Source organism: Pseudomonas sp. 44 R 15 (assembly GCF_900004965.1).
In the GTDB taxonomy this organism is placed as follows: Bacteria; Pseudomonadota; Gammaproteobacteria; order Pseudomonadales; family Pseudomonadaceae; genus Aquipseudomonas; species Aquipseudomonas orientalis_A.
The window spans coordinates 46200-59733 of sequence record NZ_CVTU01000119.1 but is presented as its reverse complement, the minus strand read 5'-3'; the positions used below and the strand labels follow the sequence as shown (position 1 = coordinate 59733).

The 13534-nt window shown below is 60.9% G+C and carries 3 protein-coding genes; 1 reads left to right on the top strand and 2 read right to left on the bottom strand.

Annotation, left to right across the window (positions count from 1 at the left end):
• Positions 1 to 44: 44 nt before the first annotated feature.
• Entirely contained in the window at positions 45 to 2351 is a 2307-nt protein-coding gene (locus tag BFP93_RS25470) for a fatty acid cis/trans isomerase (protein WP_065895381.1), read from the bottom strand.
• Positions 2352 to 2514: 163 nt separating this feature from the next.
• On the opposite strand from BFP93_RS25470, the gene metH reads away from it, so the two are divergent.
• Complete coding sequence (metH, locus tag BFP93_RS25465; protein ID WP_065895380.1) at positions 2515 to 6225, top strand: methionine synthase; 3711 nt, start codon at positions 2515 to 2517, stop codon at positions 6223 to 6225.
• A 16-nt stretch (positions 6226 to 6241) separates the two neighbouring features.
• Here the strand turns inward: metH and BFP93_RS25460 are convergent, their stop codons facing one another.
• Positions 6242 to 13426 (bottom strand): NEL-type E3 ubiquitin ligase domain-containing protein, encoded by a 7185-nt coding sequence (locus tag BFP93_RS25460; RefSeq protein ID WP_065895379.1) that lies wholly within the window; start codon positions 13424 to 13426, stop codon positions 6242 to 6244.
• Positions 13427 to 13534 lie beyond the last annotated feature (108 nt).

Here is a 13534-nt window from a genome sequence, read left to right as displayed (position 1 = left end):
CGCGCCAGCCACAACCGATTAGCCGACCGTATCAATAAACGTAGCTACAGGTTCTCATACCGGTTCATGTCCAATACGCCCTCTTCCTCGGGCGTGGTTTCGTGGATGTACCGTGACAGGTCGTGGAAGTAGTTCCAGAACTGCGGATGGCTGCGGCGCACGCCCCAGCGATCGACAATTTTCTCGAAGCGTTTGGCGCTCTTGGCCTGCTCCATCTGCGCCACAAACTCCGGCACTTGCTGGGTGGGAATGTTGAACATGAAGTTCGGGTAACTGCTCAATACGCCCGGGTAGATAGTCACAGTGTCCAGCCCCGGTTGATAGCGGTAGGCCTCGCCCAACAGAAACGCTACGTTACTGTGAGCCCGGTTGCGCAGCATGCTGTAGAACACCCGTTCGCCGCTGGGCGTTTCAATGCGCAGCATGGTGGCTTCAGGCAGTTGCTCGATAACCTTGAGACCCGCCGCCGGGCGCGATGTCAGGCGGCTCAGCGCCTGCTCCGCGTCCTGCAGGGCCGATGCGATACCGTCACGCGAGCAAAAGGCGCCGGCGCAGCGGTTGATCGGGTCCGGGCTGGCATTGAGGTTGCCGTAGCGGGCCAACAATTGGTTGGCGAAGTCGCGTTTCGGATCGGTTTCGTTGAGGTGCAAGCCGCTTGGCTTGTCGTCATCGATGGCTTCGTAGTCCAGCCACAGCTTGAGCTTGCCGCTGTTCTGGTACCAGTCATCGAGGAAATCCTCGCGGGTATCGGCCGGCATCAGGCGCAGGAAGTTCTGCTCGGCGCCGTTGCGGATCAGGTCAAAGTACAAGCGTGTCTGGGCCTGGTGCGACACATTGCCGAACACGTCGAAATTCACCGCCAACTGGTAATAGGTGCGCTCCAGCAGCGGATAGTCGAACAGCCACATTGTCTGCGGCACTGCGCCGATCAGGCCCTTGTTCACCGAGGCGCTGTCGAAATGGCGAAAGATGCTCAGCAAGGCGTTGTCATTGCCCGCCCATAGGGTCGACCAGCCTGGCGCCGGCAGGTCCGCATAGTTGTCACGGCGCAGGGCTTCGTATTGATTGCGCTTGTCGCGATAAGCCAACCACAGGTTCAGCACGCTGCCCACGTCATCGTTCTGCCCGGGCATGGCCAACAGCGGCGTGGCCTGGCCGCGATAGCGGGCGTCGGTGATGTACAGGTCGTGGTCCGGGTCCTGGAACAGGGTCCAGAAGTTGTCGCGAATTACGTCGGTCGCGATCTGCCCACGACACACCGGCCCGCGGATGAACGTGCGCACGAAGTACTCGGCATTATCCAGCATGAACTGGTAGCGGGCCTTGGCCGGGATCGCTTCGAAGGTGGCGAACGGGTTGGCACGGCTGCCGGGGCCATAGCCCGGAAGGGCTGTCACTTGCCAGTCACCGGCGTAGAACAGCGCCTTGATACGCGCCATTTTCGCGGCGCTGAACGGGTAAGTAATATGAGTTTTATGCACGATCACGCCCTGCACCGGCCACAGTCGGTAGTACACCTGGGTGCCGGGGTCGTCGTTGGGGCGCCGCGTGGCGATCAGATCGATAGGCTGGCCGCTCGGCGTGCGTGAGCGAACCCACTGGAAATAATGCCCCGGTTCACCGTTTTCGAAATAGAGGTGGGCGAGGAACAAATGCTCGAACAACCAGCGTGCCACCAGGCTTTCACGAGCGCCCGGCTGGTTGAACAGGTTTTCCCACTGCTGTACCTGCAGGGCTTCCCTGGCACTGGGGGCCAGGCCTTGCTCGTCGATCGGCGCACCGGAGGCCAGCCAGCGTTGCAGCGTCTGGTATTGCTGGTCGGTCAGGCCGGTGACCGCCAGCGGCATGCCTTCCCTGGGGTGACTACCGGCGTAGGCACTGAACTCACCCGGGGTCGCGCACATATTGGCGCGGTTCAAGCCCAGCACAATCTCGTCGGGAAGCTTGGCATTGGGTTGCAGCGGCGCGTTATGGCCCAGCTCCAGCAGGCGCGCCATCAAGGCGGCCTGGCTGCCCTGGGCATCCAGCACTGAATAGAAGCCCTTCTGCTGCCAGGCCTGTTTGCCGAACGCGTCATAAAACAAGCGCGTGGTCGGCGTGGCGGTGCTGCGCTCGCCGTCATACACCGGCATCTTGCTCGCGCCCCGCGTCGCACCCTCGGCACTGCCCAGGTTGAGCTGGCAGGCAGAGTCGTAGCAGGCATGGCACGCCACGCACTTCTCGGTGAAAATCGGTTGGATGTCGCGGGTATAGGAAATCGTCGAAGCGGGGTGATTTACCGGCACAGCCTCTGCCTGCACGGTACTGGCCATCAAAGCCAGAACGGCGCTGACAATTAAACGAAGTGACATGTATCCGGTCCCGATTCAAGGCGTGCAGTGAAAGTGGCGATGATTCTACCTAGCCATGACTGCCTGCAACATGAGCGATATTCATGCAGAACCCATCGTGCTTAAATCCGGCACAGGTTTGTTATCATTCACGCCCCCCGAAATGCCTGACCAGAGTAGTCCCATGTCCGATCGTAGCGTTCGTCTGCAAGCCCTTCACCACGCCCTCAAGGAACGTATCCTGATCCTGGACGGTGGCATGGGCACGATGATCCAGAGCTATAAGCTCGAGGAACAGGACTACCGTGGCAAACGCTTCGCCGACTGGCCGAGCGACGTCAAGGGTAATAACGACCTGCTGGTGCTCACCCGCCCGGATGTGATCGGCGGGATCGAAAAGGCCTACCTGGATGCCGGTGCGGACATTCTCGAAACCAACACCTTCAACGCCACCCGCATTTCCATGGCCGACTACGGCATGGAAGAACTGGCCTACGAACTGAACGTAGAAGGCGCACGCCTTGCGCGCAAGATCGCCGACGCCAAGACCCTCGATAACCCGGCCAAGCCGCGCTTCGTCGCCGGCGTGCTCGGCCCCACCAGCCGCACCTGCTCGCTGTCGCCGGACGTGAACAACCCCGGCTACCGCAACGTGACCTTCGATGAACTGGTGGAAAACTACACCGAGGCCACCAAGGGCCTGATCGAAGGCGGCGCCGACCTGATCCTGATCGAAACCATCTTCGATACGCTCAACGCCAAGGCCGCGATCTTCGCCGTGCAAGGCGTGTTCGAGGAACTGGGCGTCGAACTGCCGATCATGATCTCCGGCACCATCACCGATGCCTCCGGCCGCACCCTGTCGGGCCAGACCACCGAAGCGTTCTGGAACTCCGTGGCCCACGCCAAGCCGATTTCGGTGGGCCTGAACTGCGCCCTCGGTGCCAGCGAACTGCGTCCCTACCTGGAAGAGTTGTCGAACAAGGCCAACACCCACGTGTCCGCCCACCCGAACGCCGGTCTGCCCAATGAATTCGGCGAGTACGACGAACTGCCTTCGGAAACCGCCAAGGTCATCGAAGAATTCGCCCAGAGCGGCTTCCTGAATATCGTCGGCGGCTGCTGCGGCACCACGCCGGGCCATATCGAAGCCATCGCCAAGGCCGTGGCCGGTTACGCACCACGGCCGATCCCGGACATTCCCAAGGCCTGCCGCCTGTCCGGCCTGGAGCCTTTCACCATTGATCGCAGTTCGCTGTTCGTCAACGTCGGCGAGCGCACCAACATCACCGGCTCAGCCAAGTTCGCGCGCCTGATCCGTGAAGACAACTACACCGAAGCCCTCGAAGTCGCCCTGCAGCAGGTAGAAGCCGGCGCCCAGGTGATCGACATCAACATGGACGAGGGCATGCTCGATTCGAAGAAGGCCATGGTGACCTTCCTCAATCTGATTGCCGGCGAGCCGGACATCTCCCGCGTGCCGATCATGATCGACTCCTCCAAGTGGGAAGTGATCGAAGCCGGCCTCAAGTGCATCCAGGGCAAGGGCATCGTCAACTCCATCAGCATGAAGGAAGGCGTCGAGCAGTTCATTCACCACGCCAAACTGTGCAAGCGCTATGGCGCCGCCGTGGTGGTGATGGCGTTCGACGAAGCCGGCCAGGCCGACACCGAGGCGCGCAAGAAAGAAATCTGCAAGCGCTCCTACGACATCCTGGTCAATGAAGTCGGCTTCCCGCCGGAAGACATCATCTTCGACCCGAATATCTTCGCCGTCGCCACCGGCATCGAGGAGCACAACAACTATGCCGTCGATTTCATCAACGCCTGTGCCTATATCCGTGACGAGCTGCCGTATGCGCTGACCTCCGGTGGCGTGTCCAACGTGTCGTTCTCGTTCCGGGGCAACAACCCGGTGCGCGAGGCGATCCACTCGGTGTTCCTGCTGTATGCGATCCGCAACGGCCTGACCATGGGCATCGTCAACGCCGGCCAGTTGGAGATCTACGACCAGATCCCGGCCGAGTTGCGCGACGCGGTGGAAGACGTGGTGCTCAACCGCACCCCGGACGGCACCGACGCCCTGTTGGCGATTGCCGACAAGTACAAGGGCGACGGCAGTGTCAAGGAAGCCGAGACCGAAGAGTGGCGCGGCTGGGACGTCAACAAGCGCCTGGAACATGCGCTGGTCAAGGGCATCACCACCCATATCGTCGAAGACACCGAAGAGTCGCGCCTGTCGTTCGCGCGCCCGATCGAAGTGATCGAAGGCCCGCTGATGTCGGGCATGAACATCGTTGGCGACCTGTTCGGCGCCGGCAAGATGTTCCTGCCACAAGTGGTGAAATCGGCCCGGGTGATGAAACAGGCCGTGGCGCACCTGATCCCGTTCATCGAGCTGGAGAAAGGCGACAAGCCGGAAGCCAAGGGCAAGATCCTGATGGCCACGGTCAAGGGCGACGTGCATGACATCGGCAAGAACATCGTCGGCGTGGTACTCGGGTGCAACGGCTATGACATCGTCGACCTCGGCGTGATGGTGCCGGCGGAGAAGATCCTGCAGGTTGCCAAAGAGCAGAAGTGCGACATTATCGGCCTGTCCGGCCTGATCACGCCGTCCCTGGATGAGATGGTGCACGTGGCCCGTGAGATGCAGCGCCAGGACTTCCACCTGCCGCTGATGATCGGTGGCGCCACCACCTCCAAGGCGCATACGGCGGTGAAGATCGAGCCCAAGTACAGCAATGACGCGGTGATCTACGTCACCGACGCCTCCCGTGCCGTGGGCGTGGCCACCCAGTTGCTGTCCAAGGAACTGAAGGCCGGTTTCGTCGAGAAGACCCGCCTGGAATACATCGACGTGCGCGAGCGCACCTCCAACCGCAGCGCCCGCACCGAGCGCCTGAGCTACCCGGCGGCCATCGCCAAGAAGCCGCAGTTCGACTGGAGCAGCTACACCCCGGTGGTGCCGACCTTTACCGGCGCCAAAGTGCTGGACAATATCGACCTCAATGTCCTGGCCGAGTACATCGACTGGACACCGTTCTTCATCTCCTGGGACCTGGCCGGCAAATTCCCGCGCATTCTTGACGACGAAGTGGTGGGTGAAGCCGCCACCGCGCTGTACGCCGACGCCCGGGAAATGCTCAGGAAGCTGATCGATGAAAAACTCATCAGCGCCCGCGCGGTGTTCGGCTTCTGGCCGACCAACCAGGTGCAGGACGATGATCTGGAAGTCTACGGTGACGACGGCCAGCCGATTGCCAAATTGCATCACCTGCGCCAGCAGATCATCAAGACCGACGGCAAGCCGAACTTCTCCCTGGCCGACTTCGTCGCGCCTAAAGACAGTGGCGTGACCGACTACATCGGTGGCTTTATCACCACCGCCGGCATCGGCGCCGAGGAAGTGGCCAAGGCCTACCAGGACGCCGGCGACGACTACAACTCGATCATGGTCAAGGCCCTCGCCGACCGCCTCGCCGAAGCCTGCGCCGAATGGCTGCACCAGCAAGTGCGCAAGCATTATTGGGGCTACGCCAGGGACGAGCAACTGGACAACGACGCGCTGATCAAGGAGCAGTACAGCGGCATCCGCCCTGCCCCCGGCTACCCGGCGTGCCCGGATCACACTGAAAAAGCCCAGTTGTTCCAACTGCTCGACCCTGAGGCCCGTGAAATGCAGGCCGGCCGCAGCGGCGTATTCCTCACCGAGCACTACGCGATGTTCCCGGCGGCGGCGGTCAGCGGCTGGTACTTTGCCCACCCGCAGGCGCAGTACTTTGCGGTGGGCAAGGTCGACAAGGATCAGGTTGCCAGCTACACCGCACGCAAAGGCCAGGACCTCAGCGTGACGGAGCGCTGGCTGGCGCCGAACCTGGGCTATGACAACTGACGGCCTGCCCGGCTCGTCACTGCCGTGACGACGGACCCGGCTGTGGCGACGCCGGGCCTGACTGTGGTAACGCCGGGCCTGCCGCCTGCAACGCCTCGACCTCCCTGCGCGACAAATCCAGCAGCCGCTGCACCCGTGCGCTACTTCGCTCAACCTCCAGCTGGGTGATTGCCGCGTCGTAGCGCGCCTGGAGGTCGGTACCCGGCAGCCTGCCAACATATTCGTCCTCCACACCCTCATGGCGTGCGGCAGCTTCGTTGCTCAGGGTCTGAAACTCATCGGGGTAGCGTTCCTCCAGGTATTTGGCCCAATAGTCGCGGGCAACCAGGCTTTCATAGAACGCATCCGACGCTTCGGCCGCAAGCACCCGGGCACGGGTATCGATCACCAACTGCCCGCTGATCGGTCGACCAAATGCCATATGCTTGGGTTGACCCGGCAGCTCAAGCCCGTCGGGCCAGCCACGCGTCATGCCGATCCGGTATTGCAGCCTCACTTCGGCTCGGTCCCGCCCTACGGCATTGGTCTCGGCCAATCCATCGACCTGGTCCAGCCGGAACAATTGCCGGGACAGTTGCAGCAGACGTTGGCCCCTTGTCTGCAAATCGAGCGTCGCAACCCCGCTCAGCACATCCGATTCGAACACCAGCACTTCCATTGAGCTGAACGTGAGAATGCGTCCGTCGATACAGGTGCCGTGGGTTTCAGAGGCCACGAACAACAGCTCTCGCATCTGCGCATCGCCGGCAGCCGCGTCAATCACAGTCCATACCCGCCGGGTCAGGTCAGCCGCCACATACCGGTACTCATCGGTATCGCGCAGTCGTTCGAGCAGATGGAAAAACCGCTCATGCCCCGGTTCATCGACCAATTGCTGCCACAACTGCCGCCTGGAGACGGCCAGGTCCTGCGGCGAGTGCTCCAGCCACGACGCCAATACCGTCTCCCCCGTATCCCCGACTGGATCAAGAATGACTTCCAGCGGTTCGTAAGCATCGCCTTCGTCATCCTCACTGCGAGAACCCAGGCCGTCCTCATCGAACCCTGCAATCGATCCGTCGATCTCGCTCCTGCTCCACCCCATCACAGCCCCTGTGCCATACCCCCTTAGCAGTTCGAAACTTTCACGTGAAAGGGACTCGTTTTCGGACAGGTCGGTGCCCTGTACCAGTACGTCGTGGCTGCCATCGAGCAATTCCTCGGGAAATGTTTCCAGGTCGTTGCCGCACAGGTTCAGCGTGCGCAGACTCGGCGTGTTCAATGCGCCGCCTGGCCAGTTTGCAAGGCTATTGTAGCTAAGGTCCAGGTGCTCAAGCCGAGTGAAGGCCTGGGTGCTGAACTCACGCAGGTCATTTCTGGACAGGTCCAACCGGCGCAAGTGATCGCCCCCCAATTGGCGATACAAAGGCTGAGGATCGCTGATGGCATTGGAAGCCAGTTCCAGCTCCTCGAGCTGAGTCATGCGCGCCACCGCTTCAGGAACGGCGCCAAGGCTATTACCACTGAGCATCAGTTTGCGCAACGCGGGAAAACTATGCAGAAAACCTTCGGCGCCCGACACGGTGCACTGCACACCGGTTAAATTCAGCGTATGCACATTATTGAACTGCACCGTGAGTTCGGGCAGGTCACGGGCTTGCAGGCCGTGCAGGCTCAGCGCATAACCGTCCTCGGCTGAAACACCGGTTTGCCAGCACTCAACAATATTGAGCGCGATCCGTCGACGCTGGTCAGCCACCTGGCTGAAGTCTGCGAGATCGGTATCGGGCAATTCGCATTTATACAGCCAGCCGTTCAACTGGCGCGTCACAGACGTGTATTCCTCGTGCCAGGCAGTCAACAGGCTATCGATCTGTGAGTCACTCATGCCTCCCTCGCGCAGTTTCTCGATCCATTGCTGCGCGCTTTGTTCACTTACCGATGGGCTGATCTGCTGCAGTCGTGGGACAAACCCTTCAGCCCCTTCGGCCACTGCAATCGGCTCGGGCAATGGCAACAGATAACGGGCCATCGTCATGGCCGTTTCCCGCGGGGGAAATACCTGCGGTATATTTTGCGCTTCAAAACCTGCCAGTGCGCCCGCCGGTAAACCCTGGGCGCTCTCGACCCGCTGGCGCGCAGCCGCCAGCGCAGCCTCACCCGAGGTACTGAAGGGGTTACCCGACAGGTTGGTTTTCATCAGAATCGTTTCGTTGGCCAACACCTGAGGCGGCAAGGTCACCAGCCCATTGTCCCGCAGGTCCAGCCAAGCCAATTGCGGCAGACTCTCTGCGCCAATCGGCCAGGTCTGCAAGCTTGAACCGCGCATATTCAGCGCCTTGAGCTGCCTCAACGCGCTCACATCGATCCCTTCGAGCGGCGTGTTGCTACGGCTCAAATCCAGCAGTTCCAGGCTGCCCAGATCACTGAGTTGTGCCTGCAGTGCAGGCATCGCGAGGCTGTTATTAGCCAGGTCGAGCCGGGTCAAGCCGGGAAGATCGCCAGCACCAATGGGTATTTCAGTCAAGCCAACCCCGTTGAGTTCGAGGGATTGCACACCGCTGAATGTACCGATGAACGCGCGCGTCTGCTCGGGCGTTTCCCCCACCCAGCCCATGCGTAACGTGCGTACATGAGCAAAACTGGCTGCCGGTAACTGGGGCAGCTCAACGCTGCTCACTTGCCCCCCAGAGCTCATCACTGGATACACCGGTCCTGGTAATTCGAGTACTGACGCCTTGCCCACTATGCCATATCGCTCACCCACCGCCTCCCACCAATTGGCTTCAAGCTCGGTCACCACATGAGCACTGGGTCCCACCTGCCATGGCCTGGACCGTAACCTCAACTGCCGCACAGTGTTGACAGGCGGGTAGTAGAACGACTCAAAAAGGCTGGCGTACTGATCGCTTATGCCGTCAATCAGGGCCACCCGTGCCTCTGGGGTCTGCGCGGCGGCCATTATTTTTTCATTCAGTGCGTCAGCCAAAACCCTATTGCCACTCAGGGAGGCCAACTCTCCCTTGGCATAGCCACTGACCATCTGGTGCAAATCGACCAGGTGCCCGAGCTCGCGATAAGCGCTGGCATACTCAAAGGCCGGTCGGAAGGTTTCGCGGGTGAACTTCGACCAGTCCATCGACAGCCCCGCCCACAGTCGCTCATGCCCGCTATACAGCGTGTCAGGCAGCGCGCTAATTGCGGTACGGCTCAAATCGAGACGCTCCAGATGAGGCAGGTTCTCGACATTGGTCGGCCAGTGGGAAAGGCCTATAGGTGCGTCAATTTTCAGCCGGCGCAACTGCGTCAACGCGGACACGTCAAGGGGTTTGAGTGCATCCATGGAGAAGCCGCGATAATCGATATGCAACGCCTCCAGCGAAGTCAGGGTATTGAGCCTCGAGAGAAACTCCGGCGCCAGGTGCTCCGCTCCCGAGCCGAACGTCAAGCTTTTGAGACCGGTCATCCTGGAGACCGCAGGGGGCAGTGTCGTCAGCGACAATCGGGGCGTCTGGGAGAACGCCCCCCAAAATTGGGACGTATCGCCAATCGACAGCGTCTGCACTTCAGGAAAACGCACCAGGAAAGCGTCAATCGCAGCATCGTTCATCGTCCTTCCGAGTACCGTCAAATCACGAATATGGGAAAAATCGGTCGTCAAGGGCGGCAGATGCTCTTCGATATAGAGCTGCAAGCGATCGGCGCCAGCCACCTTTCCTGCCAACGGCTCCATCCGCCAGGCCTCCTTCAACTGATGTGCCAAGCGGGCTTTTTCATTGAAGAGGGCAGTGCCGGCAGCCGTGCCGCCCTGGGTACCGACCCACCCGTCGAGTGTCGACACCAGCGTGGTGTATTCACGCTCACGGGTTTGCAGATAGTTGAAGATTGTCCTGTTGTCCTTGCCCTGCGCTCGCAGGCGGCGGATATAGTCCGCGGCCGGCTCATCGCTCAAGCCATACAGCGCTTGCACGCGTGACTCAAGGCTCGGGCCCAGGCCCGCACCTCGTCCGCTGGCGTAATAGCCCAGCAACTTGTCCTTGACCCGTACGGGTGGTTTGAACCCTTTGCGCTGCGGCTCGAGCAGCCGTACTGTCTGGTTACGATAAAGGTCTGCGGACTCGATGATCTTGTCGCGCAGCAGCGCGTTTTGACTCACATCCGGCACACCCAGGCCCTGACGCACCTCATCGGGCATGGCATGCATGAGCGAGGCATAAAAGTTATCGCCCTGGGTGGGCAGGCTGTTGAGTTCTTCCCCACGCTCATTGAGCGCCTGGAAGCGCGGGCCTTTTTTCACCAGATACTTCTTGCTTCGGGCCGTATCACTGCCGATGCTGTCCAGTAACACGCCACTGTCAGTGTCTTCGCGTACTTCCAGGCGCAAGGTGTCCGGCCAACCGGGCAGTTTCTCGAGGGTGTGCAATGCCAGCCGACGGCTGTCCGCCGAGGCCATGGTTTCGCTGCGTAAACCGGCATACGCCCGCGTCTGTCGCCCTTGAAGCGCGTACCAGCGCGCCTCTTCGAGCATGGCCAAAGGCGCCCGGCGCGTCGCTTCCAGACGTTTGAGGTCAAGCGCGGAAGCGTGAGCCAGGGTGTCCTCGGCGGCAGCTTCGCTGAGCCCGGGACAGATACGTTGCAGCAGTTTGACCTGGCTGCCCGGCGGCTCGGTTCCCGCGTAAATACTGTCAAAAATATCCGGTTTGCGTGCCTGGGCATACTCGGCGATTTGCTTGCTGAACTCCTGTGGCCGCAGATCACGTACGCGAGCACCTTCGCCGCCCAGCAGACGGGTCACCTGAGCCTCATCCAGCGCGGCCAGAATCACCGAGGGCAGTTTCCCGCCCAGTACATCGGCGCGGGTGATCTGGATCGGCGCCTGCGCAACCGCTCCACGCGCCAAGCGACCAGAACCGTATTTCACCGAGTTGCCAACGAGTTCAGGCCCTTCGAATACCTCCAGTACCCGAGTCCTCGGCCAACGAGGCATCTCGGTGACCAGAGGCAGTGCAAATAAATAATGGTCGTCGATCGGTTGGCTGCCCCGCAACTGCGCGATCACCTGCGAACTGCCTGCGTCGGCCTTGAACAGACGCATGGCGTCCAGCAGTTCCGGCGGCGGAGCCGCGAGGTCCGTGTGCATCTTACGCAAAGCACTGTCGCTCACCCCGCTGACATCCGCGACCTTGAGCAACTCAGCATCGGAAAACGCTTCGGTTTCATGGCCCATGCGCCGCAACAGCGTCAGGCGATCCCACTCGGCAGGTCGCTCAAGGGTATGACGCCAAGCGCCCCGGGCGTTGCTTTGCAGAACCGGCTGGTACACCTCGGAGTTGGTTGGGTGCTTGATCCGCCACTGCTTGATCGACTCATCGAAAACCTGCTCATAAGCCTGACCGTCCTGGCGAACATAGGTCTTGCCATTGAGCGTGTATTGGCCCATCGCGTTGGGCCCTGACGCCGCCTCCAGCGTCACGGGGCTTTCATAGCCGGTCAAATCCGGCTTCCACAGGCGCATCTCACCATTGGGCAGGGTCACGGGACTGAGGTTTTCGATGACCGGTTCAGCCTTGACAGCCCGGAATTTGCTCACCGCCACTCCCACACCGGCCATGACGGCGATCTGGGCGAGATTTTCCGCCACATCCACCAGATGCGCCTTGGCCGCCCGTTTATCACCCTCGGCCCAGTCGGCCACACCTTCGATGGTCTCCGAGAGCAATTGCTCAGCCATCACTGCCAGCATGACTTCACCCAACACGGGCACGAACATGGAGACTGCGTTGAGCGCCAGCATGCCGATTTCGAACAGGTGCGCCAGCTTGGCCTCGCGCGCCTTTGCATCCACGTCAGCGGTGGGCACTGCATGGGCACGGGCGTCGGCCAGGACCTTGTCACGGTGCTTTTCGTACAGGAAGGGCCAAAGGTCGAGCAGCCCGGAAAAGGTGCCTGTACCGCGGTAAGGCATCAAGTTACCGGGCGCCAGGTAAGGGTCGCTTACCGACTCCATCTTCGCCGGCTTTTCAGGGGGCAGCTCTCTGATACGGGTGATCGGCGATAGCCCGAACACGAACTCCACGACCGATCGCCAAGGCGAGGTCAACGGGCCACTGGGAGAATCGGCAGACTTTTGCGTGAACTGGCTGAAATAGTAGGGCCTCTGATCATAGGGCAGGAACTGGCTGAAGAACTTCTGGTATGCCGTTGGCGCGGGGTCATCGGCCGCCATGCCCGCACGGTCAGTGAACTGGCGTTTGCACTCGTCGCGCATTTGTTGGCGGGAGGTATAGCGTTTGAGTGGGTGATCCGGGTGATTGGGGACGTAGAGGATCAACTCGTCGCTGTAGCGGTCACCGATTGAAAAATAGACGCAGCCCGTCAGCCTTTTTTTCATCAGGCTCATGTCGAGAAGCCAGACCCGCTTATTGCCGAGCGTGGGGTAAACGTTACCGTTGATCACCGACAGGATCATGGTGTAATCCGCAGGCTCGATATCTCCATTGACCACGGCGCTTTCAGCGGCGGCCTTCATGGCCGCTTTCTGGCTGGCGATGAAGTGTTGCTCAAGAGGCGGTTGAGGGCGCGTGTCGACCGGTGCGAAGAACGACTTCAGGTAAGTCTGATACTGCGCGCCGATATCAAGGCTGCGGCACAGGGTCATGAATTGGCTGACCGTCAGGCTCACGGTGGCCGGCTCAAAGGTGCCAGGCGTGGCGGTCTCCAGCACAAACGTTGAGTTCTTGTGGTAAGCGCCAGGTTTGCATTCCCAGGCCTCGAAATTGTGTTGAGCCGCCTGCAGCATCGACAGTTTCAGGACCTCGAACGAGGTGAGCTCCACTTCAGCGACACTGATCTCCAGTGGCTTGCGCAGGCACAGGAAGGTCTTGTCGACATCGGCCTGCACCTGGTACTGGTCTTTCAACGCCTTGAGCAGCAAAGGCCTGGCGAATGCGTCGACGTCCTTGAACGTCGCCATGGTGGTGTCCAATTGGACCTGGGCGATAGCGCTGGCTATGACGCTGGCGTTGACGCTGTTGCGCTGTGCGGGCGTGGCGTCCGTGTACCACTGCGGCACTGCCGCGACGGTGTCTTTAAGCGCCGACCGGCGCGCAGGTGTTGCCTCGACCAGCCATTGGGGCACGGCCTTTTCGAGAAAGTCGCCGTGAATGCTCTGCGTCGCTGCGAGCGGCTTGGCAACGGCGGAACCAGGGGATGAATCCGGCATGGTGTCACTCCTTTGAAATGGAATGACAGAACATCACGGGGCTCAAGGTGCCAGGTGGTGCATATATGGTCGGCACCGCACGCGAGCGGTCGCAACATCGGCCCTGCT